At 63.3% G+C, this 26,328-nt stretch carries 14 protein-coding genes and 1 CRISPR repeat array; of the genes, 10 read left to right on the top strand and 4 right to left on the bottom strand.

Annotated features, from left to right (window positions below):
- Positions 1 to 50: 50 nt before the first annotated feature.
- Positions 51 to 448: direct repeats of the CRISPR family, unit length 36 nt; unit sequence GTTTCCGCAGCGTGATCGCTGCGGCCTCATTGAAGG.
- 176 nt (positions 449 to 624) lie between these two features.
- Together VIZ63_RS03120 and VIZ63_RS03115 are read left to right on the top strand one after the other, a co-directional pair.
- Positions 625 to 1,845, top strand: coding sequence for a hypothetical protein (locus VIZ63_RS03120; protein WP_331608039.1), 1,221 nt, complete (start codon positions 625 to 627; stop codon positions 1,843 to 1,845).
- A gap of 9 nt (positions 1,846 to 1,854) precedes the next feature.
- Complete coding sequence (locus tag VIZ63_RS03115; RefSeq protein WP_331608038.1) at positions 1,855 to 2,487, top strand: PQQ-binding-like beta-propeller repeat protein; 633 nt, start codon at positions 1,855 to 1,857, stop codon at positions 2,485 to 2,487.
- A gap of 17 nt (positions 2,488 to 2,504) precedes the next feature.
- Here the strand turns inward: VIZ63_RS03115 and VIZ63_RS03110 are convergent, their stop codons facing one another.
- Positions 2,505 to 2,969, bottom strand: coding sequence for a YoaK family protein (locus VIZ63_RS03110; protein ID WP_331608037.1), 465 nt, complete (start codon positions 2,967 to 2,969; stop codon positions 2,505 to 2,507).
- 616 nt (positions 2,970 to 3,585) lie between these two features.
- Here VIZ63_RS03110 and VIZ63_RS03105 point away from each other — a divergent pair.
- On the top strand, positions 3,586 to 4,257 hold the full coding sequence (locus VIZ63_RS03105) for a Crp/Fnr family transcriptional regulator (RefSeq protein ID WP_349261110.1): 672 nt from the start codon (positions 3,586 to 3,588) through the stop codon (positions 4,255 to 4,257).
- Here the strand turns inward: VIZ63_RS03105 and VIZ63_RS03100 are convergent.
- Complete coding sequence (locus tag VIZ63_RS03100; RefSeq protein ID WP_331608035.1) at positions 4,249 to 5,634, bottom strand: histidine kinase dimerization/phosphoacceptor domain -containing protein; 1,386 nt, start codon at positions 5,632 to 5,634, stop codon at positions 4,249 to 4,251. The two genes, VIZ63_RS03105 and VIZ63_RS03100, sit on opposite strands and share 9 nt — an antisense overlap.
- A gap of 280 nt (positions 5,635 to 5,914) precedes the next feature.
- On the opposite strand from VIZ63_RS03100, the gene VIZ63_RS03095 reads away from it, so the two are divergent.
- Positions 5,915 to 6,634, top strand: a complete 720-nt coding sequence (locus VIZ63_RS03095; RefSeq protein ID WP_331608034.1) for a Crp/Fnr family transcriptional regulator — start codon at positions 5,915 to 5,917, stop codon at positions 6,632 to 6,634.
- 368 nt (positions 6,635 to 7,002) lie between these two features.
- A complete protein-coding gene (locus tag VIZ63_RS03090; RefSeq protein WP_331608033.1) occupies positions 7,003 to 7,443 on the top strand; it encodes a hypothetical protein in 441 nt (146 codons plus the stop codon).
- Between the two features lie 315 nt (positions 7,444 to 7,758).
- Here VIZ63_RS03090 and pbpC read toward each other — a convergent pair whose 3' ends face one another.
- Positions 7,759 to 10,116, bottom strand: a complete 2,358-nt coding sequence (gene pbpC, locus VIZ63_RS03085; RefSeq protein ID WP_331608032.1) for a penicillin-binding protein 1C — start codon at positions 10,114 to 10,116, stop codon at positions 7,759 to 7,761.
- A gap of 153 nt (positions 10,117 to 10,269) precedes the next feature.
- The gene (locus VIZ63_RS03080) at positions 10,270 to 16,191 is read right to left on the bottom strand and encodes an alpha-2-macroglobulin (RefSeq protein ID WP_331608031.1); all 5,922 of its coding nucleotides are present in this window, start codon (positions 16,189 to 16,191) and stop codon (positions 10,270 to 10,272) included.
- 332 nt (positions 16,192 to 16,523) lie between these two features.
- Between VIZ63_RS03080 and VIZ63_RS03075 the strand changes: the two genes are divergently transcribed.
- The 5 genes from VIZ63_RS03075 to malQ all read left to right on the top strand — a co-directional run bounded on the left by VIZ63_RS03075 (position 16,524) and on the right by malQ (position 26,293).
- Positions 16,524 to 17,132 carry a hypothetical protein gene (locus VIZ63_RS03075; RefSeq protein WP_331608030.1) on the top strand — a complete coding sequence of 203 codons (609 nt, stop codon included), beginning with the start codon at positions 16,524 to 16,526 and terminating at the stop codon, positions 17,130 to 17,132.
- Positions 17,133 to 17,319: 187 nt separating this feature from the next.
- The gene (locus VIZ63_RS03070; RefSeq protein ID WP_331608029.1) at positions 17,320 to 19,782 is read left to right on the top strand and encodes a glycogen/starch/alpha-glucan phosphorylase; all 2,463 of its coding nucleotides are present in this window, start codon (positions 17,320 to 17,322) and stop codon (positions 19,780 to 19,782) included.
- A gap of 38 nt (positions 19,783 to 19,820) precedes the next feature.
- The gene (glgB, locus tag VIZ63_RS03065; protein WP_331608028.1) at positions 19,821 to 21,716 is read left to right on the top strand and encodes a 1,4-alpha-glucan branching protein GlgB; all 1,896 of its coding nucleotides are present in this window, start codon (positions 19,821 to 19,823) and stop codon (positions 21,714 to 21,716) included.
- Positions 21,717 to 21,785: 69 nt separating this feature from the next.
- Positions 21,786 to 23,942, top strand: coding sequence for a glycogen debranching protein GlgX (gene glgX, locus VIZ63_RS03060; RefSeq protein WP_331608027.1), 2,157 nt, complete (start codon positions 21,786 to 21,788; stop codon positions 23,940 to 23,942).
- Between the two features lie 140 nt (positions 23,943 to 24,082).
- Positions 24,083 to 26,293 (top strand): 4-alpha-glucanotransferase, encoded by a 2,211-nt coding sequence (gene malQ / locus VIZ63_RS03055; protein WP_331608026.1) that lies wholly within the window; start codon positions 24,083 to 24,085, stop codon positions 26,291 to 26,293.
- Positions 26,294 to 26,328 lie beyond the last annotated feature (35 nt).

The raw sequence follows: 26,328 nt of genomic DNA, 5'->3' as shown, positions 1-26,328 counted from the left end.
GGCCTCATTGAAGGGTTGGCTCTAAAGAGCTAGTCGATGCGTGGCTGAAGGTTTCCGCAGCGTGATCGCTGCGGCCTCATTGAAGGCTTGATGATCAGACCGTCAGAGATGAGGTCGCCGCCAGTTTCCGCAGCGTGATCGCTGCGGCCTCATTGAAGGTTCGTGGATGCGCGCGTGAAGTTCGCACCCATGATCGTTTCCGCAGCGTGATCGCTGCGGCCTCATTGAAGGAGTGCGTTGCTGATGCGCCGCTGCGCAGCCTCCGGCGTTTCCGCAGCGTGATCGCCGCGGCCTCATTGAAGGCCTCACCCGCGTTGCCCACGGCCCCGCGATCGTGCGGTTTCCGCAGCGTGATCGCTGCGGCCTCATTGAAGGAAGGGCGAACCGCGGATCCCTGTGGGTGACGCTTCGGGTTTCCGCAGCGTGATCGCTGCGGCCTCATTGAAGGATCGGCGGCGCTTCAGCGCATGCCCACGGTGAGTCCCACATTGGCACCGTGGCTGCTGCGGCCTCATTGAAGGATCGGCGGCGCTTCAGCGAGCTGCTCGCGCGTTGATTTCGTGGGATACAGTAGCAGGACGCATCAGTCGGAGTGGCGAGTGGAGTTGTGGTGACGGGGCGGCGATGGATTCGTTGATCACGGCGGCAGCGCGTGCGTTGGCTGCGGGCGATCCGCTCGGCGCTCTGCGATGCGTCGCTTTGCGCGATGACGCGCCTGCGCTCGCGTTGCGTGGCATCGCGATGGCGCAGCTCGGTGATTTCGTCCGGTCAAGAGCGCTCGTACGCCGTGCGGCGCGCGCCTTCGGTCCGAGAGAGCCTGTGGCGCGCGCACGATGTGTCGTCGCGGAGGCCGAGATCGCATTGGCCTCGCGCGAGCTGAGCTGGCCGATGCCGGCGCTCGATGCGGCTTGCAGGGTGCTCGAAGTGCGCGGCGATCATGTGAACGCTGCCCATGCGCGTTACCTGAAAGCGCGGCGCCTGGTCCTGATCGGCCGGCTCGACGAGGCCGAACGTACGCTGGCCGAGTTCGATCCGGCACCGTTGCCGCCTGCGTTGAAGGCTGTCCACGAACTGGTTGTCGCAGGAATTGCGATGCGCCGCATGCGAACGAAAGTTGCGCGAGCGGCGCTTGCCCGGGCCGATCGCGCTGCGCATCACGCGGGAATCCCTGCGCTGCTGGCAGAAGTCGAGAACGCAGTCCTGGTTCTGAACAGGCCGGCGGTGCGCCAGATTGCAGGAGGTGCGGACCGGCTCCTGATGCCTCGGGAGGTCGAAGTGTTGCTGGCGTCGCGCGCGGTAATCGTCGATGCCTGTCGTCATGAGGTGCGCCACGCGGGCAGCGTGATTGCGCTGGCGAAGCGTCCTGTGTTGTTCACGCTGGTACGTGCGCTTGCCGAAGCATGGCCGGCAGACGTGTCGCGGGAAGTGCTCGTCTCGCGTGCCTTCCGCGCGCGGCGTGTCGACGAATCGTATCGCGCGCGGTTGCGTGTCGAGCTTGGCCGGCTGCGCCGGGTGCTGCGGGCGCTGGCCGATGTGCGCGCGACGAAACAGGGATTCGTACTGGCACCGCAACAGGCACGCGAAGTCGTCGTGCTGGCTTGGCCGGTCGACCAGGATCATGGCGACGTGCTGGCCTTGCTCGCAGACGGCGAAGCGTGGTCAAGCTCGGCATTGGCGCTTGCACTGGATACGAGTCAGCGCACCGTGCAGCGTGCGCTCGACTCGCTCGCCAGCACAGGCAGGGTCCAATGGTTCGGGCGGGGACGTGCGCGTCGCTGGACGATGCCGCCGCTGCCGGGATTCGCGACGACTTTGTTACTCCCGGCGCCGTTGCCGGGTGATTAGGATGCAGCCATGAAACATTCAACTGCTGAAATCATTGTCGAGTACGGGCCCTTTCCGGGTGTCGATGGCGTGCACGGAGTCACGTATGACGGCCAGCATGTCTGGTTTGCATCCGGCGACAAGCTGACTGCTCTCGATCCGGACAGTGGCGAGACGCTGCGCTCGATCGACGTCGCCGCCCATGCAGGCACGGCCTTCGACGGTCAGCATCTGTTTCAGATCGCCGAGAATCGCATTCAGAAAATCGATCCGGCGACTGGTCATGTGATCGCGACGATCCCCGCGCCCGGTGGTGGCGGCGACTCGGGACTCGCGTGGGCCGAAGGTTCGTTGTGGGTTGGGGAGTATCGGGAGCGGAAGATCCACCAGGTCGATCCCGACACCGGAAAGATCCTGCGCAGCATCGAATCCAACCGTTTTGTCACAGGAGTGACGTGGGTCGATGGCGACCTCTGGCATGGCACATGGGAAGCCGATGAGAGCGAGTTACGCCGCATCGATTCGCGCACCGGCGAAGTTGCAGAGCGCCTGACCATGCCAGCGGGAGTCGGTGTGTCCGGGCTCGAGTCCGATGGCGGCGATCGATTCTTCTGCGGCGGCGGCAAGAGCGGCAAGCTGCGAGCCGTGCGCAGACCCCGATAAGTCCCGGACGAGCGGCGCTAGCGGGGTTGCGCGAGTTGCCGTTGCCGATGCCAGTACGCCAGATAGGCGACGGCCATCGCCGTTGCCACAGATGCCGGAATCAGCATGGATTGGAAACGCAGGACGTTGAAGCCCGCGGCCCCGACGGTCCCGCCCAGAATGAAACCGCAGATCAGCGTCACGTAGAGGATCACGCGTCGCCGGTCCGCAGCCTGGCCGCGCAGCCACAGTCCGACTGTGATGCCGATATCGGTGAACAGACCAGTGACGTGCGTCGTGCGCACGACCGCGCCGCTGTAGGTGCTGGTCATGGCGTTCTGCAAGCCGCAAGCACCTGAGGCGAGGTAGTGACCCAGGCTGGAGCCGCGATCCAGCAGCGCGGCGCCATAACGATGACCCGGGTTGAGCGATTCGTTGCCGATGACGAAACCGTTGACGGCGTCAGCAACGCCACATCGCCGCGAGATGGCATTCCCTGCCATTGGCGGATCGGAAGAGCTGGGTACCAGCGAAGCATCGCCATGGCCACTGGTCCGAACGAATTCAGATATTTTGCCCGCCCTCGTCTTGCCACCGCTTCAGTGCGGTCCACTGCTCTTTCCGGTCTGTCCGACGCTGGTCTGGCGCAGCGCCGGGTTCCATCTGCGGCCAGGGGACTTCATATGGCGTGGGAGGCACGGCCTGCATCTGCAGTTGGTGGGTGTCCTGATGATTGTGTGGCCCGATCCTGTGCAAGTTGAACCAGGGATTTGGACTCCACGGCCCCGAGAAGCGCTGTCGGCGAGGCTCTTGTCGGTCGGTAGTGAAACGGCTCATGAGTGCTCCGTTGAAATCTCATCTTGTCGACGCCGCAGCGCTCTGGAAAAGTTGTGAAGCAGAATGCGGCCCGTGTGGGTTTGCTCGCGAAGCATGATCAGAACAGTCACGTTTCTCCGAGCGCTGTCGCAGCACACACTATCTGCCGGGAACGATCGAAAGTCGGTGCGCTGGCGTACCCAGGTCAATCAGCGTACGGTGTACGCTACCGCACATACCGGGCAGAGCCCCTTGCAGCACGCCCACGATCTTCGACGAAATCACCTGCTGGCAGCGTTGCCAATGCCGGATCTCGAACGGCTGCGGCCGCACCTGACGCTGGTGCCTCTGGCGTTGGGCGAGGCACTGTATGAATCCGGCAGCGTGCTGCGGCACGTCTACTTTCCAATCGATTCCATCGTGTCGTTGCTGTACGTCATGGCCGACGGCGGCTCCGCCGAGATTGCCGTCGTCGGCAATGAGGGCGTCATCGGCGTGTCGCTGTTCATGGGTGGAGAAACCACACCCAGCCGGGCAGTCGTGCAGAGCGCAGGTCATGCCTATCGGCTGACCGGCCAGTTGCTCAAGGAAGAATTCACCCGCGCGGGTGCCATGCAGCATCTTTTGCTGCGCTACACGCAATCGCTGCTGACGCAGATGGCACAGACGGCCGTCTGCAACCGTCATCATTCTCTCGATCAGCAATTGTGTCGCTGGCTGCTGCTCAGTCTCGATCGCCTGTCTTCCAACGAACTGGTGATGACGCAGGAACTGATCGCCAATATGCTCGGTGTTCGGCGCGAAGGCGTCACGGATGCCGCGGGAAATCTGCAGAAGGCGGGACTGATCAAATACAGCCGCGGCCGCATCACCGTGCTCGATCGCCCCGGCCTCGAAGCGCGTACCTGCGAGTGCTATGCAGTCGTGAAGAAGGAGTGCGACCGTCTGCTGCCCGATCTGACCGCGTCACGTTGAGGTTGCATCGCGAACGGCTTTCACTGTGCCGGCCATGTCGGCTCCCGGCGTTGCACGGTGAATCCTCAGTGTCACCACCGTACCGCCGCTGTGCGACGGCTTCTCGAATGCAAGACTGGCTTGCAGCTGGTCCGCGAGGCTCTGAACGAGTTTCAGGCCCAGGCTGCCAGTGCGGCCGGCGAGGCCCATGCCAATCCCATCGTCCATGATGCGCAGAAGCATCACGCTCTCCGCTACACAACTGAAGTTGACGCGGATCATTCCGGCGCTGCCCTCCGGAAAAGCATGCTTGTAGGCATTCGTGACGACTTCGTTGACCAGCAATGCGATCGGAATGGCGTCGTCGGGTGAAAGCACGATCGGATCGGCAGTGATCTGCAGTCCGACCCGGCCAGACAGGTCGGAGAACACGCCCTGCAGCGCATCTCCCATGGAGTGAAGCAGCTTCGATATTAGGATCTCCTGCACGCCGTCGTCGCCGACATAGAGCATCTCGTGCACTTTGGCGAGCAGGTGCAACCGCCCGAAGCTTTCCCGCAACGCATCGCGCGCTTCGACAGACGTGGTTGCGCGGCCATGCATGGAGAGCAGGCTTGCCGCGATCTGCAGCGTGTTCTTGACCCGATGGTTCACCTCGATCAGCGCTGTGTTGCTGAACATCAGTAGCTGTCGCGCTTCCCTGTCCGATGCTTCGGCGCGTTCTCTCAGTCGGCGCTCCTCGGCCAGATCGAGCGCAAGCAGTTTCTGGTGTGCCAGTTGATGCGATTGGACCAGGGCCAACGCGTAGACGGCGTCTCTGGATTTCTCCTGCAGCGTCAGCGCCAGCCTCACCTGCGTCGCGACTCGTTCCAGGATGGACGCGTCGTCGCGGGAGAAGTGCGACGTCGCGTCGTGACTGGCAACCCATAGCGTGCCGATGGTCTTGTCGGTGTGGTCGTGCAGGGGAACGATCAGATCTTCGACGATCGCAGGCAGCGTGTCGCGCAGGCCGCAGAACGCCTGCTCCGGCTGGCCGATCAGGACAGTCTCGTTGGCGTCGAGACATAGGCCGCAGGGACTGAGATCGCGCGGCGTTTCGATCCCTTCATGCGGTGCGAGTGCACCGCTGACCATCTCCCAGCGAACGGTTTCGTGACCAGAGTCATTGGAGCTCAGGATGCTCAGGCCGGCACTGCCGGCGCCACACAGGCGAATGGCGATTTCCAGAGATCGGCGTATGGCGGCTCGAGGGTCGTCTACCAGTGCTACGGACAGCTCGCAGAACGCCGCCAGCTGGGCCGGCAGATCCGGCTGCTTTGACGGTGCCCGCAACAGCGCCCTGGACGTACGCAAGTCGCCCGGTTGAATGCCGGTTTCGCCGTTTATTTCCGCGCTCATGGGGAACTGGAGCCTTGACGGATCTGATTCTTGGAGGCCGGTCGTCGGCGTCGCATCGGGGCTGAGCTTCGTTCTTGCAAAAGATGGATTGTTGCGTTTCGCAGGGCCGCGGTCTGTACGGCAGCGCTCATAGCGGCAGGGGATTCTCCGTACGCACGCGAACATCCATCCAGACACCAGCGCGTGTACGCTGGTGAGTCATGAAATCGCCCACCGAGACAATACGACGACTCCGCCTCATAGCCGGCAGCGGGACGCTCGTGACCGCCGCGGCGCCGGCATGACCGGCTCGCCGCGTGTCACGCTTTCCAATCGGCTGCTTTCTGTATTACCCCCGCAAAGCCGGCGTCGGTTCCTCGCCGACTGCGAGGGCGTCGAACTGGAGTTCGGGGCTGTCATCTGCCAACCCGGCGACCGGATTCGCCACGTGTACTTCCCCACGCAGAGCTTCATATCGCTGGTGACCACTCTGGATGACGGTGCGCGGCTGGAAGTGGGGATCGTGGGCAACGAAGGCATGCTGGGGACATCGCTGTTGCTTGGCGTGAATGCATCGCCGCACCTCGCGCTGGTGCAGGGAGCCGGTGCCGCCCTGAAAATGAGCGCGACTGCATTCATGGACGCGTTGGAACGGCATCCGCCGCTGCGCCAGCAGTTGAACCGGTATATCCACGTGCTACTGAGTCAGCTCGCACAGACAGCCGCCTGCACCCGCTACCATCTCATCGAGGCGCGCCTCGCTCGCTGGTTGTTGCTGACCCGCGATCGCGCTCATGGCGATCGCTTTAATCTCACGCAGGAATTCCTGGCGTACATGCTTGGCGTGCGACGCGCCGGGATCACCAGCGCCGCAAGCGAGCTGCACGAACGCGGATTGATCAGTTACGTCCGGGGGGAAATCACCATCCTCGACGGCGAGGGACTGCAGCGGGCCTCGTGCCGCTGCTACCAGCAGGGCAACCGGACATACGAACAGACCCTCGGGAAACACATGCGTTGAGGCAAAACCCGGCTGTATCGCAGCCCGGTCGTCGACCTCTATGTTCGATGTCGCACGGACGCGTCGGCACCGGCAGAGCATGCTGCACGCAGCAATACCGGAGCGGCAGTATGGGTTGGACGCATGTGAGGAACGGATCGCGGCGCATCGCTCGTCATACATGGCGTCGATGCCAGGCCGGCGTGCGATGGGCTGTGGACGCGCGCGCACGGTTTCCGGCAATCCGCTCATGGAGCGAGGTGCTGGGCATCGCAACGCCCTGCGAAACAGCGCGCTACTCCTCCGGTAGCGCCGCTCGCGCGTCCGACAAGGCTCAGATGTTGCGACGTCGGGCGTTGCACCGTCGAGGCGCCAGCATCCGCATGGCCATGTCTCCCGCTGTCCGGGACTATTCGCTCGCCATGCTGGATGAAGCCGGCATCGTCGTTTCATGGCACGACGGCTCATCCCCTGATAACGCTACAGCAGGATTTTCCGACGATGTCATCGACGATCATGTGGGCCAGTTCTATGTCCTCGCCGATGTGGCCACCGATGTCCCGCGTCGCAACCTGCGCATCGCGGCGAGCAAAGGCACGTGTACCGAACAGGGATGGCGGCGCCGGTCATCGGGAGCCGTCTATTGGGGAACCACGACGATCAAAGCGGTGGTGAACCGACACGGGATGCTGCAAGGATTTTCCCATCTGACGCAACGTACAGCGGAACCGCGGGACGGGACTCGCTCGACCGTGCAACGCAGATCCGGCACTCGCGATTGCGAACCGGCTGGTATTCTCGACGTCATGCGACAGACACTACGCACATGAAGAACCGGATGGCAGCAAGCAGCGCCAGCGCGCGCCAGCGTCGGCTGTTCAGATTGTCCGAATCGCGATGGCGGGACGCTCAGGATGCAGTCGTGAACCCGGGGCCGTCCGCACCTGCTGCGGCGCCGCCCAGGAAGCCTGCGATGACTGCGGCCGCCGTGCTGTGCACGACAGGTTCATCCGGCTTTCGCTGTACCTGGTCTCGCTGAGTCTGCACCGCGTCCGGAAACGACTGGGCGTGCGACGGCGGATTCGACCAGCATGGATCGGGGTGCCTCACACGCTGAACGATTGCGCCGGGCCCGATCACGTCAGCTATCTCACCAGTACGACTTCCAGCCGGCTACTATCCGCTCGCCCGCGGTCGTCGACGGCGCGGACGATGAAGCGCCCCGATCCCTGGGGATTCCATCCTATGGCGACACCCGGTGCGCCGGTGCCGATGTAACTGTCATCGACGAACCAATGCAGTCGGCGCACTTCGCTGTCCGCATTCGCCGCGAGCGGAATGGACTCCTTTCCGACCCGCGCAGCGCGCACGGTGTACGTGGCAGCTGTCACGGGTGAAGTGATGTGCGGTGGTGTGCCGCCGGGCACATCACGCTGACAATCGGCAGGCGCGGGTGGGCGTCGGCGCGGCATGCCGGCCTGCGTGAAGAGTTGCAGCAGATCGGTCGGCCAGTATTCGAAGACTTCGCTGCGGACCGTTGCGGGATCGTACGGCGGACACGCTTGTTCGCCGGTACGCGTATCGATCCAGACGCGACGGTGGATCTGACTCACGCGGATGGGCGACACGCCCGGGATGTACCAGGTACTGGCGATCTGCGGGCAGTCCGCATTCGGCAGATCGCCGGAGGCGCTGCACACCTCGACCCGCTCCAGTCGCGGCGGTTGTCGGAAGATGGGTTCGGCCAGCGAGCGATCACCCGACGTGATGCCATCGGTGAGGCGGAAGAACAGCGGCGCCGCCGCCTGCACGCCGACGAATGCGGGATTGCCTCCGCCATCGAAGTTGCCGACCCAGACGATCAGCACGTACGGCCCGAAGACTCCCGCCGTCCAGGCATCGCGAAAACCCCACGACGTGCCGGTCTTCCACGCCACCGGCAATCGATCCTGCTTGCGCGTGAACGGATCGTCGGGGCGCGGCGTGGTTCGCAGCATGTCGAGCGTCATGAAACTGGCTTCTTCGGAGAGCAGCCGCGGTCCGGGCGATTGTGGTTCATCCTGAAAGTAACGCAGCGCCGCCAGTTGCCCGCGATTCGCGAGCGCCGCGTAGAGCATGGCGGCTTCTTCCATGGTCACTTCGCCGCCACCCAGCGCGAGTGCCAGGCCGTAGTGTTTCTCCGAGGCCATGCGCGACACGCCTGCACTGCGCAGGAACTGATACAGGTTCGGCTGTGCCAATTGCGAAGAGAGCGCCACGGCGGGAATGTTGCGGGAGCGCGTGAGCGCTTCGGTCGCGGTGATCGGACCGACGAAACGGCCATCGAAATTCTCGGGACTGAACGGACCGAACGCCGCTGGTGCGTCCTTCAGCACAGTGAGCGGATGAATCAGCCCCTGATCGATCGCGAGCGCATAGATGAACGGCTTGAGCGCCGATCCCGGCGAGCGCTTCGCCAGCGTACCGTTCACCTGTCCCTGGATCGCGGCGGAATGGAAGTCCGCCGAACCCACCATGGCGCGAACCGCCATGTCGCGCGAATCGACCAGCAATGCGCTGGCATTGCGGATGCCGATATCAAGTTGCTCGCGAACGTAGCCGGCGACGACCCGTTCCGTGAGACGCTGCAGAGGAATATCGAGCGTCGTATCGATACGGCGGGAACCAGTGATGGACTGCCTTGCCAACGCGGCGTTCACGAAATGCGGCGCCATGAACGGCAGCTCGCTGAGCCGTCGATAGCGCAGTGGCATCGACACATACGGATCCGTCGAGTCCGACTGCGGATGTGCCTCGCGCCACCGTACGTACAGGCGTTCACGCGCGGCACGCAAGGCGACCGGTTCATCGGCATCTGGATCGCGGCGCGCAGGTGATTGCGGAATCAGCACCAGGGTCAGCGATTCCGCGAGCCCGAGTTTGGCGGCGGGTTTGTCGAAATACACCAGGCTCGCCGTGCCGACGCCCTGCACGTTGCCGCCGTAGGGCATCAGGTTGATGTGCGCTTCCAGCAGATCGTGCTTCGAGTACAGCAGCTCGAGCTGCGCCGCCCGCAGCATCTGCGTGAACTTGCCGCCGATGGAGCGCGTGTTGATGCCATACATCAATCGCGCCAGCTGCATCGTGATCGTCGAGCCCCCGACGCGCGGCCCGCCGGCGTACGTCGAGAATGCGGCGCGTACGAGCGCTGCAGGATTCACGCCGAGGTGGCGATAGAAATGCCGGTCTTCGTGCAGCAACAAGGCATCGACGAATTCCGGCGACACGTCTTCCAGCGGCGTCCACAACCGATACTGCTCATCGCGCGCCAGCGTCAGGCGCAGGAGCCGACCATTGCGGTCGAACACGGCGGTCGAGGAGGGAATCTGCTGGGCGAGAGGCTCCCGGGGCCAGAACCTGATCGCGCCGACTGTCGTGCCCGCGATCACTGCTATCGCGAGGATCAGAAAACCGGAACGGAGTAACCGTGACCGAAAGGAAATCCCGCGGGGCAAAGAACGCATAGAACGCAAAGAAGGAAATGGCCGCAAAAAAGCGCAAACGCGCACAGACTGGAACTCGGTTCGCTCGAGAATTTGAGATTGTTACGCCTTTCCGCGGCCAATCTCTCTGTCTATGCGTTCTATGCGTTCTTTGCGGTTACTCCGGCTTCCCTCCTATGGTCTGGCAACAGTGAGCTTGCCGGCCGTCGATCGCGCCACGACGCTGCGGTCGTACATCGCTTCGCCGTAGGCCGGCGGGACGATATAGGTGCCGACGTTGGTGGCCTTGATGCGATAGACGATCTCCTGCACGTCGCGATTGGCACTGACGTAGAAGACGACGCGGTCTTCGCGCATATCGGCGTACTCGAGCATGGCTGTCGTGTTGACGCATACCTGGCACTGCCAGCCGGAGTAGGCAGCGCCAGAGTCGTTCTCTGCCTCGCCCGTCGCTTCGGCGAATGGGGTCTGGGTCGGCTGGGTCGGTACGACCAATTCGAAGCCACCCGGCAGCAAGTCGACCAGTGCGATGCTGCCGATGGTGTCCGCCTTCAGGCCGCGGAACTTCAGGCGCACGTCGACCTGCTGGCCCATCGTGATCTGCGTGAGCGGCTTGCCGCTGGCGTCGGTGTATTCGCGCAGCACTTCGAGACCTTCCTTGATCGCGGTCGTCGGCGGTGCGCGATCAAAGCCGGATTGCTCGATCAGGTAGTAGCCCGCAATACCGGCGTTGTTGCCGAAGCGCAAAGCGGCTGCCTGATCCGAGAACGCCGTCTTCGGGAACAGTCCCGGTGGCAGCGTGAGGGCGCGGACTTTCTTGTCCTTCAGCACTTCTGCGATGGACAGGTTGCGTTCGGCGCCCTGGGTCGCATTGGCGTAGGCATCGAGCGCCAGCAGCGTCGTGCCCGCGGAGAGCGAATGGTAGTAGCCATCGTTCATCCGCTGCGCCAGCGTCGTCATGACCTCGGCCGGAATGCTGCTCAGCCGTTCGGGGAAGTGACGCGAGGTAATGAAGAGCAGCAATGCGTCGCGCGTCATCGCGTCGTAGTAGATCTCATCGGGAATCTTCGAGCCGAACCTGATGCCTTCGATGAGATTCGTCGCATCGCGATCCTGCTTCATGAGATCCAGCGCCGCCGCGAGCCAGGCTGCCGTCAGGTCCTGCTCCCATTGGCCGCGATAGCGCTCGTTCAGGCGTTTACGCTGCGCGGCAACTTCCGCAGTCGTTCGCTGTCCCTGCCGGGTCAGCAGGTAGATGGCGTAGGCGGTCTGACGCTCTTCGGTCAGGTTGTTGCCATCGCGTGTGGCGATTGCGCGCAGGTAGTTATTGCCATTCTCGGTGAGGTCGGCAGGCACCGGCTCGCCATGTTCGGCGGCTTCGATCAACAAGTGCTGCGCATACAGCGCGACAAATTCGACGACCTGGTCGCTGCCGGGCCACAGGCGGTACGCACCTGCGTCGTTCTGGCGTGAGCGCAGTTCGCCGATCAACGCGGACACATCCGCACCGGGCTCGGCGCGCACGTAGCCGAACTCCGGCTTCGCACCCAGCAGCACGGCTGGCATTGCCTGGCTGACGATCTGTTCGGTGCAGGCGTAAGGATAGTTCGACAGGTAGCTGACGAAGCCGTGCGCGAACTGCAGCGGCAACACCGAGATACCGGTTTCGAGCGTGCGGTGCTGCGGATACAGCGTCCTGCCGATCGGCACATCGCGTTCACCCTTGTCGATGACGCCGGCTTTGAGCTGCGTCATGAACGGCGTCGCGGGCCGGATGCTCAGATCGATCTGACGTTTGCCTGCACCACCCGCGGTGCTGGTCGCGAACTTCATGACGCTCGGTCCCAGTTCATCGAGTGCGCGCAGTCGGAAGCGAACCGAACCTTCGCGACCTTCCGCGATCGCGACCTTCTGTGTCGCATCTCCGACGATCGCCAGGCCGCTATCTGTCGTGATCGTCACATCGACCTGGGCGTTGGGACCTGAGCCTTCGACGTTGTTGGCAACACCCAGGCTGACATCGAATTCATCGCCGGGCGTGACCGTGGTCGGTGCGTTCGGCGACAGGACGAAGTCGCCGCGAACGATCGAGCGCGACTCGTGGACGCCCACGCGATCGTCGGTTACCGCAACGGCCATGATCCGCAGCGTGCCGTTGAAGTAGTCAGGGACGGTGTATTCGACTTCGCGTACCGTCGCGTCCGCATCGAGCACTCCCGACCAGTAGGCCACCGGCTTCTCGCCCTTGCGACGGAATGGATTCAGGTGCTTGCCCAGCAGGCCTTCCGCGTCGCCGCCCGGTGCAGCGGACAGACCGAGATGACGGAACTCCGGCAGGATGAGATCGAGGATCTGCGAGGTCGACACTTCCAGCGAACGCTTCTGGAAGAAATGACCCAGCGGATCCGGCGTGCGATAGCCGGCGACCTGCAGGATGCCTTCATCGATCGCGAACAGCACGATGCGCGACGGCCTGTCCGTCGAATAGCGCAGCTTCAGCGTCTCGCCCGGCTTCACGAGCGACGGTGCTTCCACCTTCACCGGATTGCGCCGTGCGTCGACATCGATTGCGAACGACTGCACACCGTAGGACAGAGGGCTCGTGTAGACCTCGGCCGAGCCCGGATCGCGCACGAACGTGACTGCAACGTAGGCGTTGCCTTCGAGGCCGGCGGGCAGCTTGATCGTCTGCACCGTGCTGTTGGTGGATGTCTTGAACCAGCGCCATGCATACGTGCGCTCGCGTTCGATCGTGATCAGGCCCGCGCCTTCGTACGGCGCGCGAATGGATATTTCGACGTCCTCGCCGGGCGCGTAGTCCTTCTTCGACAGCGACAATTCCAGCTCGGCATTCTTTTCCAGTGCGCGCGTGACATTGCCTTCGCCGGCGACCTGGTAGTCGATGCGCGCCAGCTGCTGTCCCGCCGGGTCGCGCACGATATAGGCGAAATTTCCAGGCGCATCGGTCGCGAGCTTCAGCGTATGGCCCTGCTGCGCAATCGACAGGTCGGTCTCGTCGATGACGGATTCCTTGCGCCGCGATTCGTACTTGTAGGTGCCGTTCGGCTGGCGCATCAGCACCGACACGTAGCGCGTCTCCAGGCGTGCCAGCTTCAGCCCGGTCACGGCAGCGGCTTGTGCCTGCGGATCGATCGCAATCAGGCTCACGTTGCGCGCCGCGCCGCGCGACAGATATGACACATCGCCATCGGGCTTGAAGCCGACGAGGTACGGCATGTTCGACACGAGTTGCGCCGCTTCCGTCGTCACGCCACGGCCGCCATCGGCCTCGAAGCCCTGCACGACGAGGTGCAGGCGATAGGTCGCGCGTGCGAAGCGCTGCAGGTTGAGGGCCAGCGTCGCCTTGCCCGACGCGTCGGTGGTCGTTGCGGCGAGCGGTTCGTTGAAACCTTCGCGGGCGTGCTGCGGATCGTAGAACTGGTAATCGGGATAACGACGGAATGCCGGGAAACTCGGTGTCAGTGTCATCTGCGCCGTGACGCGGCGGTTCTCGGCCGGCGTACCGAACAGATTTTCCAGTGTGATCTGTGCCGAGAGATCGTCGGGCGAGACCCAGCCCTCGGCAGATTGCGTCGAGAACGTTGCCGACATGTGCAACCGGTCGGGCTGGAAGTCGCGCACCTGCACGGTGGTCGAGCCGATCAGGTCACCGTAGTTCGCGTTGCGAACGACGGAGAGCGACAACGTGTACGTGCCGGTCGGCGACGTCTCGCGCGTGGGCTGGCGGATTTCACCGAAGCCTGCCGGGCCGGGTACGAACGTTTCGCGACGGATGACGGTGCCGCGCGGATCGGTGATCTCGAGTCGCAGCGGCACGCCGGCGAATTTGCGATGCCAGTCCTGGCTGCGGACGATCGCCGCGGCGCGGATTTCTTCGCCCGGCCGATAGATGCCGCGATCGGAGAACACATACGCCGACAGCGCACCGCGATCGGCATTGCTCTGCACGCCGCCGATATCGAAGCGCGACAGATCGAGTGCGCGGCCGCGCTCGTCCCAGCCTGCGGAGAGCGGCAGGAAGGAGCTGTCGCCACCGCGCCGTGCGAGATACAGCACGGGCTGACGTTCGTGCTGGAAACTCTTCAGCTCGGGAAAGCGGACGTGCCCCTCGGCATCGGTCGTTTCGGTCAGCACCGGCAGGCCATTGCGACCGATGATGTCGACGGTCACACCGGAAACGGGTGTGCCATCGGCGACCGACTGCACGAACACATCCTGCGAGCCGTCGACGGCACGCTTGACGACCAGGCCCAGATCGGTCACGACGATCAGCCGCGCATCCGCAAGACCGCCGTTGCGAGCGTCGTTCCAGTTATCACCCGAATGTTCGATCGGACGATCGTGGCCGGTATCCCACGCCTGCACGCGCAGCAGGAAGATGCCGCGCCGGTCGCCGGCCTGCGAATCAAGGTAGTCGCCCAGGTCCAGCGCTTCGTATTGCGGCTTGCCTGGCGCGACCTGCGGCAGCGGCGCGATCTTCACGAACCGCTCGGTGATGTTCGCGCTGTCGAAGGCCCAGTTGTTGAAATGCGGCGTTTCGAAACTGCCGCTGGTCTGCGAGACCAGGTGCTGCAACTGCCGGGGCAGCAACCGACCGACTTCGATGCGCATTGCCGGGACATTGCGCGCGAACAGCGAGAGCGTCTTTTCGCCCGACAACGACAGCAGTGAGCCCTTGCTGAGAATGCTGAGTTCGCGCGGGAACTCGGGCACCTCCAGGATGCGTTCGACAGCCTCGCCGAGCACATAGCCGCCGAACGACTTCAGTCCCGAACTCACGCGTACATAGAGTTGCCGGCCGGGATCGGCGGTGTAGCGGAAGCTGTGATTCTCGTAGTGATCCTGTTCGCCGGGAATCTGCGCCAGTTCGAGTTTCGTGTTGGCGTTCAGGACCTCGGGCCGGAAGTTCGCCGCGGTCCACTGGAAGGGTTTGTTGCTCCCGTGCCTGCGCTCGAATTCCTGCTGCAGCTTCGGGTCCGGATGCTCGAGCGGCAGCAACCACGCGCTGAGTTTGGTCGGCAGTTCTTTCTCCGTGACGGAGAACGAGGTCGACACCAGCAGGATCTGGTTCGGCTCGTTGCGTTCATCGCGCGCGATGTCGAGCGCCAGATTCGCGATCTTCAGACTGTTGAGACCCGGCACTTCGACATCGCTAGCCAACGGCTGCCGGGTGCTGTTACCGCCGCGTGCGGACTGCACGCCCGGAGCAATGGTGATGCGCAGTCGGCCGGATTTCGGCGGCACTTCGAGCTGCGCCGAATGCACGTAGGCGTTCAGCTTGAGCTTGTCGTACACGATCGTGTGGGCGGGCGCCGCCAGTTCCTTCTCGGTCTTGTCGGTGACGCGATCGAACATCTGCAGGCGCACACGCTTCTCGAAGTTCGCCGGATCGACCGGATGCGTGAACGCGACGGCCGCAACGACCTTCTTGTTGCCGGCGACGACCGGATCCTGGTGGAACTCGATGGCCGCGATCCTGGCGTCGAACGCGGGCGAGGTGAACTCGAAGTCGTAGCGAGCGAGGCGCACGGATTGCGCAACGAAGTTCTTGCGATCGAACTTCACGGTGTAGCGCGTACCGACCGGCCAGTCGGCCTGCGGCTGGAAGCGCAGCGACTTGTCGTCGTCCCAGGTCCACTGACCGGCGAATTCCGGCGACATCGCGATGCCTGTAAGCCTGGGATCGATCGTGTGGCCGACGCGATCGAGCGGCGCCGCCGAGGCGGCGAACTGCACGATCAACGGATTCGGTGTGCCCGGCGGCTCGCACGCGTAGCAGGTGACGGCCGGTACGTGGACTTCGTACGCAACCTCGACCGGCTTCGGCTGACTTTCATACCAGCGCCACAGCGCCATGCCACCGGCGATGCTCGCCAACGCGGCACCGGCGATGATGGCGAAGCCACGGGGATTGGCGCGAACGTGCGCGCTCCCGCGCCGCAGAGCCGCGTCGCAGTTCGAAATCCAGGCGGGCTTGGTCCATGCGACATCGCCGACGATGGCGCGCAGCGCCCTGCGAAAGTTCTCGCCGATTGCACTCATATAGATGTAGCGTTTCTTCTGATCTGGCGTCATGCCGAGCGTGGCGCCGGATTGTGCCGCAGCGGTGCAGCCAATGTGGCAGTCCGGTGGAGGCAAATCGGATGGGATTTCACACAGAGAGCACAGAGTTTAAAAAGAGCCGCCGGAGAGGGAGAACAGCCACCAGCGCGACCACGAAGGGGGGTATGGACGGCATTCCGGGAGCTTCATTCCCCGGTCGGGAACTCTGTGATCCCTGTGTACTCTGTGTGAAACCTCCTGGTTCCGCGCCTTGCCATCCCCGCGTGCTGCCGGTACGGTAGGCGCCACTCGAACCGGTGGCCCTCCGGCTACGGTTTTCCCGGTTTTTCATGAGAAATATCCTGATGTTGCTGTCTTTTCGACGCTTTGTTCCGGTGGTGCTCGGTGCCCTGGTGTTGTCGGCATGCGGCGGAGCCTCCCGTAATTGCCTCGATCCGGATGAGCCCTACCTGGCGGCGCGCAACAATGCGCCGCTGCGGGTTCCGGAGGGGATGAGCTCGCCGGATCGGTCGGCAGCGTTGGCCATTCCCGAAGGACCAGCGTCGTCCGGCAATGCGGCGTCGGGCAGCGGCTGTCTCGCCGCCGCGCCGTCGTATTTCCGTTCGAGCGGCACCGTCGCACGTTCGCCCGAGGAAGTCGTCGCGAGCTGGGCCCAGGCCTGGGCAGCGCGTGAAGGCGATGCGGTCGTCGCACTCTATTCAACCGGCTTCGTCGCCCCCACCGATACAGCGGGCGCAAGCGCCTGGCTCGAGCAGCGTCGCGAACAGGTCGCCACCGGCCCGGTGCCCGAATCGATGGTAGAGAGCCTGACGGTCGAGCCGGAAGGTCCGGATCGCCGCGTGGCCAGCTTCGTGCAGAAGTTCGGAACCAATTCCGTGCGCAAACAACTCGTGATGGTCCGCGAGCAGAGCTCGTGGCGGATCGTGGAAGAGCGAGTGGTGGAAGTGAAATAGAGGCCGACTGGCTGACTGGCTGACTGGCTGACTGGCTAACTGGCTGACTGGCTAACTGGCCAACCGGTCAACTGGTCTGCTGGTCACTGGCCAGAGAGGAAATATCCGCTGCATGAACGCGCTCATTGCTCTGTGTATTGATCTGGCCAGTCGGCCAGCTGACCAGTTGGCCAGTTAGCCGGTCGCCATGTCTTCTCTCCCATCCGCCATCACTCTGCGCCCCGGCGTAGTCAAAGACGCCATCGTCGATCGGCTCGAGCGTGCGCTCGGCAAATCTACGGCGGGCGCGAGCCGTCGCGATTTCTACGATGCGCTGGCGATTGCCGTTCGCGAAGAACTGGCGGAGCGCTGGATCGCCACGCGCACGCGCGTCACCCAGGCGCACGTCAAGCGGGTCTGTTATCTGTCGATGGAGTTCCTGCTCGGGCGCAGTCTCATCAATGCGCTGTCGTCGTTCGATGATCGGCTCATCGATGAAGTGCGCGAGGCGCTGCTGGGCTTCGGGCACAGCCTCGAAGAAATCGCTGCGGAGGAAGAAGATCCCGGACTCGGTAACGGCGGCCTGGGGCGGCTGGCGGCATGCTTTCTCGATTCGCTCGCGACACTCGGCTATGCGGCGACCGGCTACGGTATCCGCTATGACTACGGCATCTTCACGCAGGTGATCGGCGCTGACGGCGCGCAGCGCGAAGTCGCCAGTTCGTGGCTGGGCATGCACAACTTCTGGGAAAGCGGTCGCGGCGGTATCCGATATCGCGTGCGCTTCGGCGGTCACTGTCGTGCGATGCGCGACGACAAGGGACGCGTACAGAGCGAATGGATGGATACGCATGATGTCTGGGCGGTCGCGTACGACCTCCTGATTCCCGGCAATCGCAGTCCGGCCGTCAATCACCTGCGCCTGTGGTCGGGCCGTGCGGTGGAGCCGTTCAAGATCGAGGATTTCAATCACGGCAATTATGCAGCGGCCGTAGCCGAGCAGATCGACGCGAAGAACCTGTCGCGCGTGCTCTATCCGGACGATTCGACGCCGCAGGGCAAGGAACTGCGCTTCCGCCAGCAGTACTTCTGCGTGAGTGCGTCGCTGCAGGACATGCTGGCGCAGCATCTTGCGGACGGCCGTGGCATCGACGAGCTCGAACGCGCCTTCGCCATCCAGCTCAATGACACGCACCCTGCGCTCGCGATCGTCGAATTGATGCGTCTGCTGGTCGACGAGTATCACATCGGCTGGAGCGGCGCCTGGCAGATGACGCGTCGCATCTGCGGCTACACGAATCACACGCTGCTGCCGGAAGCGCTGGAGACCTGGCCGGTCGAGATGTTCGAGCGCCTGCTGCCGCGTCATCTGCAGATCGTCTACCAGATCAATCGCGATTTTCTGGAGGCGGTGAGCGCCAAGTATCCGAACGACATGGATCGTCGCCGGCGCATGTCCCTGATCGCGGAAGACGGCGACCGGCGCGTGCGCATGGCATATCTGTCGGTGGTCGGCAGCCACAGGGTGAATGGCGTTGCCAAGCTGCATTCGCGCCTGATGCGCGAGACCATTTTCTCGGACTTCGCGCAGCTGTGGCCGGATCGCTTTATCAACGTGACCAACGGCATCGCCGTGCGTCGCTGGCTGAAGCAGGCCAACCTGGGTTTTGCAGCACTGATCACCGAGAAGCTGGGCTCGGCGTGGGAGAACGATCTCGAGGATCTCGAACGCCTCAAGTGGGCGGTGGACGATGCCGATTTCCGCCAGCGCTTTCGCGCCATCAAGCGCGACAACAAGCTGCGGCTGGCGAAAACCATCGAACTGCTGCTGAGCCAGCAGGTGAATGTCGATGCGCTGTTCGACGTTCAGGTGAAACGCATTCACGAGTACAAGCGGCAACTGCTCAACGTCGTGTATGTCGTCGTGCGCTACCTGCGCATCATCAACAACGAAGCGCCCGACATCGTGCCGCGCGTCGTGATCATTGCCGGCAAGGCGGCGCCCGGCTACCTGATGGCCAAGGCCGTCATCAAGCTGATCAACAATATCGCGCACGTCATCAACAACGATCCGCGCGTCGGCGACAAACTGAAGCTGTGTTTCCTGCCGGACTACGATGTCTCACTGGCGCAGGAGATCATGCCCGCGGCCGATCTGTCCGAGCAGATTTCCACGGCAGGGATGGAAGCGTCGGGCACCGGCAACATGAAGCTGTCGCTGAACGGTGCGCTGACGATCGGTACGCTCGACGGCGCGAATATCGAGATCGGCGATGCCGTGGGCGCAGAGAATATTTTCATCTTCGGCATGACGGCCGAGGAAGTCGTCGCGCGACGCGCACAGGGCTATTCGCCTTCGAGCATCGTGAACTCCAATCCGGAGCTCAAGCGTGCCATCGACACGCTGGAGTCGGGCCTGTTCACGCCGAACAACATTGCGGACTCGACGACCGTGGTCGATCGGATCATGAGCGACGGCGAACACTTCCTGGTGCTGGCGGACTTCGAGACCTACGCGGCCGCACAGGATCGCGTCGATGCATTGTTTCGCGACACCGACGAGTGGACCCGCAAGGCCCTCATCAACGCGCTCAGCATGGGGCCGTTTTCCAGCGACCGCAGCATTCGCGAGTACGCGGACAAGATCTGGGGCATCAAGCCGGTGATCTGAGTCTTCCTACAGAACTACAGCCTACAACCTAGCGCCTCATGTCCATCTCCTCCCTCGATCTGCACCTCTTCGGCGAGGGCAATCACCACCACATCTATCGCAAGCTGGGTGCGCATGCGGATGTGGTCGATGGCGTGAGCGGCACGCGTTTCGCCGTGTGGGCGCCGAATGCCAGTGAGGTGCACCTGGTCGGCGATTTCAACGACTGGAACGATCGGGCCACGGCCCTGCAGCGCATCGAGTATTCGGGCGTCTGGCAGGTGTTCATGCCGAACCTCGGTCCGGGTGCGCTGTACAAATTCGCCATCACGACGCAGCAGGGACAGCGTGTGCTCAAGGCCGACCCTTATGGCTTTCAGATGCAGCTGCGTCCGGAGAATGCATCCGTCGTTGCGGACCTTTCCGGATATGACTGGAACGACGCCGCATGGGTGGCGGCGCGCGCACGATGGGAGCCGCAGCGCGCGCCGATTTCGATCTACGAAGTGCATCCCGGTTCGTGGCGCCGTTCATGGCATCGCAAGCCTGCCTTCCTCACCTGGGACGAACTTGCGGATCAGCTCATTCCCTACGTGCTGGATCTTGGCTATACGCACATCGAGCTGATCGGCGTGGCCGAGCATCCGTTCGACGGGTCCTGGGGTTACCAGGTGCTCGGGCATTTCGCGCCGACGGCGCGTCACGGTTCGCCGCATGACTTCAAGCGGTTCGTGGATCGTTGTCACCAGGCCGGCATCGGCGTGTTCATCGACTGGGTGCCGGCGCATTTTCCGCGCGACGCGCACGGTCTCGCGGAATTCGATGGCACCCATCTGTACGAACATGCGGACAGCCGTCGCGGCGAGCACGTCGAGTGGGGCACGAAGATCTTCAACTATGGCCGCCACGAAGTACGCAACTTCCTGGTGTCGAACGCCGTGTTCTGGCTCGAGGAATATCACATCGATGGCCTGCGCGTGGATGCGGTCGCCTCGATGCTGTATCTCGACTACGCGCGCAATCCCGGCGAATGGCTGCCGAACCAGTACGGTGGACGCGAGAATCTGGAAGCCATCGATTTCCTGAAGCAGCTCAACTGGACAGTGGGGCACTACTTTCCCGGCGTCGTGACCATGGCCGAGGAGTCGAGCTCGTTTCCCGGCGTCACACGGCCGGTGCATCTGGGCGGCCTGGGTTTCTGGTTCAAATGGAACATGGGCTGGATGAACGACACCCTGCGCTACATGACGCTCGATCCGCTGCACCGGTGTCACGAGCACAACCTGATCACGTTCTCGTTCATGTACGCGTTCTCGGAGAACTTCATCCTGCCGCTGTCGCATGACGAGGTCGTGCACGGCAAGCGGTCGCTGCTCGACAAGATGCCGGGGGATGAATGGCGCAAATGCGCCAACTATCGTCTGCTGATCGGCTACCAGGCGGCGCATCCCGGCAAGAAGCTCATGTTCATGGGCGGCGAGTTCGGCCAGTGGCATGAGTGGCGCGACTACGAGGATCTCGCCTGGGGCGCGCTCGAGCATCCGCATCATCGGCAGCTGCAGGACTGGAATCGCGCGCTGAACCGTCTCTACCGCGACTATCCCGAACTGCACGCGAGCGAGCACGACTGGCAGGGGTTCCGCTGGCTCGAAGCAGACAATCGCGACGAGAGCGTGTTCGCCTTCATGCGTCAGCGCCTGCCGGGCGAAGGCGGCACGCAGCTGTTGATCGTCTTCAATGCAACGCCGGTACCGCGCAACGGCTACGTGCTCGGTGCGCCGCAGGCTGGCGAGTATTGCAAGATCCTCGACGGCGATTCACCCGCGTTCGGTGGCTCGGGCTACTCGCAGCAGACGCAGGTCGTGGCGTCGGCGGAACCATTTCGGGATTTTCCGGCACGAATCACACTGGATCTGCCGCCGCTTGCCATGACAGTGTGGGCGCGCAAGCTGTGACGCACGAAGAGCACGCGTAAGCAGCACGCTGCGCTTACACAGTACATCTCAGGCGTTACACTGCGACGCATGGAATATTCCAACGTCACTCTTCTGCCCGGTTCGCCGCAACCGTTTGGCGCCACGCTCACCGCCGAAGGCATCAATTTCGCCGTGTACTCCAGTGGTGCGGCAAAGGTCGAGCTGTGCCTCTTCGATGCCAGCGGCGAACATGAGCTGGCGCGAATTCCCTTGCCGGAACGCAGCGAGAACGTGTGGCATGGTTTTCTACCGACCCCTCATGGCGTCGCGGGCGTGATCTACGGATTTCGCGCCTACGGACCGTTCGATGCGACCTATGGCCTGCGTTACAACGGTGCAAAGCTGTCGCTGGATCCCTATGCGCGTGCACTCGCCGGGCACTTCACCTGGAATGATGGGTTGCTGGGATCGACTGTCACCGCCGATGCGTCGATGCCGGAGACATGGAATTCCGTCGATAGCGCGCCGTTCAATATGAAAGCGCGGGTCATCGACACTGCGTTCGACTGGGGCGAGGACCGGCCGCCTGCCATTCCGTGGCGTGACACCGTCATTTACGAGGCGCACGTCAAGGGATTCACCAAACTGCATCCACGCGTCGCCGAACCGGAGCGCGGTACGTACCTGGGGCTCGCGAATCCGGATGTCGTGGCCTATCTCAAACACCTCGGGATCACCGCCATCGAACTGCTGCCGGTACAGGCCTTCGTCCCGGAGCGCTTTCTGAGCGCCAAGGGGCTGGTGAACTACTGGGGCTACAACTCGCTGGCATGGTTCGCGCCCGCGCCCCAGTACGCGATCGCCGATCCCGTCGCCGAATTCAAGACGATGGTGAAGGCGCTGCACGCCGCCGGGATCGAAGTAATTCTCGACGTCGTGTTCAATCACACGGCCGAGGGCAATGAAAGCGGCCCGACGCTCAGCCTGCGCGGACTCGACAACGCGTCCTACTACAAGCTCGAACCGACGAACCTGCGTCACTACGTGAATCGTTCCGGCACGGGCAATACGATCGGCATCGAGCACGCGGCGACGCGGCAGCTCATCATCGATTGCCTCAAGTACTGGGTCGAAGAGATGCATGTCGACGGCTTTCGCTTCGATCTCGCCGCGGTGCTGGGTCGCGAGAGTGGACGCTTTCGTACCGATGCCGCGTTCTTCAAGGCAGTGGCCGCGGAAGCGTCATTGCGCTACGTGAAGCTCATCGCGGAGCCCTGGGATATCGGACCGGACGGCTATCAGCTCGGGCATTTCCCTCCACAGTGGGCCGAATGGAACGACCTGTACCGCGACACGATGCGCGGCTTCTGGCGCAGCAACCCCGGCATTCTCGGCAATTTCGCCGAGCGCTTCGCCGGATCGAGCGACCTGTTTCGCAGCACCGGACGCCGGCCGACTGCGAGCATCAACTACGTCGCCTGTCACGACGGCTTTACTCTGTACGACGCGACCGCCTACGACGAGAAGCACAACGAGGCCAATCTCGAGGACAACCGCGACGGTCACAACCACAACCTGAGCTGGAACTGCGGCATCGAAGGGCCGACGGAAGACGGGCAGGTAATCGAGCTGCGCGAACGGCAGGTTCGCAACCTGCTGGCCACCGTGCTGCTGTCGCAGGGTGTGCCGATGCTGCAGGCGGGCGATGAATTCGGTCGCACGCAGCGCGGTAACAACAATGCCTACTGCCAGGACAACGAGATCAGCTGGATCGATTGGGATCTGGCCGGACGTCGCAGCTGGCTGACCACGTTTGTGCGGCAACTGCTGACGCTGCGTCAACGCGCTCCCGGCCTGCGCCGCGACACGTTCCTGAAAGGCGCGCGACAGGTCGACCGCGAACACAAGGACGTGAGCTGGCGGCATCCGCTGGGTCACGAGCTCACCGCAAGCGACTGGCACGATCAGAACGCACGCGCCATCGGTGTGCTGATCGGGCAGGCATTCACCGATCCGCACGGAACACCGAACGGCCATCTGCTGTTTCTATGCAATACCAGCGACCAACCCGTCGATTTCAAGTTGCCCGAACCGGTGACGAATGCCGTATGGCAGATCGTCTTCGACACGGCGCGCTGGCGCGCCAACGATCTCGGCAATCGCATTGCCGCGGGCGAGAACTGCGTCGTCGCCGCTCATTCCTGCGTGCTGCTGGCCGATGGCGATGCGCCGCTCAGCGTGCGCAGCGGTTTCTCGCTGAACTGATCCGCGGAACAGTTTCCACGGGAACACGGGGTAACACGGGGTTGAAGAGCTGCCGATAGTGTCGAGAATTCTTCACCCGGTGTTGCCCCGTGCCCCCCGTGGAGACCATCTCCGTTCTGTGGACTCCGCAAAGAGGTGCCATGAAGAAAGATCCGCTCGATCGTCTTGCGAAGCTCTACGGCATCGCCGGCTCGTACCACGACTTTCGGGGCGAGCTGCACGAAGTGTCGCGGGCGAGTCGCATCGCGATCCTGTCGGGACTCGGGGTCGAGGTCAGCGACGACCAATCCATCGATACGGCGATTCATGCCTTCGAGACATCGCGGTGGATGCGTGCGGCGCCGCCGGCGGTCGTTTGTACGGCAGGCGAAGCGCCGCGGCTGCCGATCGCGATTCCCGTCGATCTGCAGGCGGCGCAGCTGAGGTGGGTGTTGACCCACGAGGACGGCAGTCGCGCGGAAGGTTCGGCGCAGCTCAAGGGTCTCGAGGTTGCGGAACGCGGCGACCTCGATGGCCGGAGTTTTATCCGCGTGCTGTTACAGCTTCCGGCCGACCTGCCGCTGGGATATCACCGGGTCGCAGTCACTCTCGATACGGGACTGAATGCGCAGACCCGCCTGATCGTCACGCCGCCGCATTGTCATCAACCGGCAATCATTGCGGAAGGACAGCGGGTCTGGGGCATTGCCGTGCAGTTGTATTCGCTGCGCTCCGCCGACAACTGGGGTGTCGGCGATTTCCGCGATCTGCGTGAACTCATCACCTTCGCAGCGCCGCTCGGCTGCACGCTCGTCGGACTGAATCCCTTGCATGCGCTCATGCCCGCCGATCCCGCGCACATCAGTCCGTATAGTCCGTCGAGCCGCCAGTTTCTCAACGTGCTGTACATCAGCGTGCCCGACGTGCCGGAGTTCTCCGAGTGCGCAGAGGCGCGCGCGAAAGTTGCCAGCAAGGAATTCCAGACGCAATTGCAGCGGCTGCGTGCGCCGGCAAATGTCGACTATCCCGGTGTCGCGCGTGCGAAGTTCGACATGCTGCGACTGCTGTACGAGCACTTCCGCAAGGAGCATCTGCAGACCGATTCGCCACGCGCGGTCGCGTTTCGCACCTACGTCCAGTCGCGCGGCGAGCCGCTGAAACTGCATGCCATCTACGATGCGCTCGATGCGGATTTTCGTCGTCAGGGGCCGCAGTACTGGGGCTGGCCGAGCTGGCCGGAGGAGTACAGCGACCCGACGTCGTCGGCCGTCAATCGCTTCGCGCGCGAACGGGTGGTGGAAGTCGACTACTTTCTGTGGCTGCAATGGCTGGCGGAAGAACAACTGGCGAGTGCGCAGGCATTGGCACGCACGAGTGGCATGTCGATCGGACTCTATGGCGATGTTGCCGTCGGTGCGAATTCCGGCGGCTCGGAAACCTGGGCCAATCGTCATCTGTATCTGCAATCGGCTTCCGTCGGTGCGCCGCCGGATGCGCTCGCACTGAAAGGTCAGGATTGGGGAATTCCGCCGCAGAATCCGTTCGAGCTCGCGAACCAGGAGTACGAGCCCTTCATCGTCATGGTCCGCAACAACATGCGCTCGGTCGCTGCGTTGCGCTTCGACCATGTGATGACGCTGTTCCGGCTGTGGTGGGTGCCTCGCGGCATGATCTCGGCCCACGGCACCTACGTGCACTATCCGCTGCGGGATCTGATCGCGATCCTGGCGCTGGAGAGCGTGCGGCATCACTGTGCCGTCATCGGCGAGGACCTTGGCACGGTGCCGGATGAAGTGCGTGTGGCTATGGAGCACTACGAACTCAACCACTACAAGGTGCTGTTGTTCGAGCAGGAAGCAGGCCTGTTCAAAGCGCCGGAACGGTACGTGAAGAATGCGCTGGCCACTGTGACGACCCACGATCTGCCGACGCTGCGCAGCTGGTGGGAAAGTCACGACATCGCGCTGCGTGCGCAACTGAACCTGTATCCGAGCGAGGCGATCCTGAAGTCGGTGCAGGAAGTGCGCGCTGCCGAGTTGCCGGCGATGATGTCTGCACTCGTGCATGAGGGCCTGTGGCATTGGCAGCCGCACGATCCGCTGCCGCCTTATTCGGCGGCACTCGCACGCGGCATCCATGCGTACCTCGGTCTGTCGGCTGCGAACTTCGCGATGCTGCAGATCGAAGACCTCATCGGCATGATCGATCCGGTCAACGTGCCAGGCACCGACAAGGAACACGCGAACTGGCAACGCAAGGTCGTGCTGAATACGGCAGAGATATTCGCGCGCGACGATGTGCATGACCTGCTGGATGCGATGAACCGGACGCGCCGCGGCGAACATCCCAATGCCGCGGAGCGGCAACCATGACATCCGGTGTCATCGGCATGCGTTAACGTGTCAAC

The sequence above is a fragment of the Povalibacter sp. genome (assembly GCF_036520495.1).
Taxonomy (GTDB): Bacteria; Pseudomonadota; Gammaproteobacteria; order Steroidobacterales; family Steroidobacteraceae; genus Steroidobacter.
The sequence above is the reverse complement of the archived record's forward strand: the minus strand, read 5'-3'. Positions and strand labels throughout refer to the sequence as shown.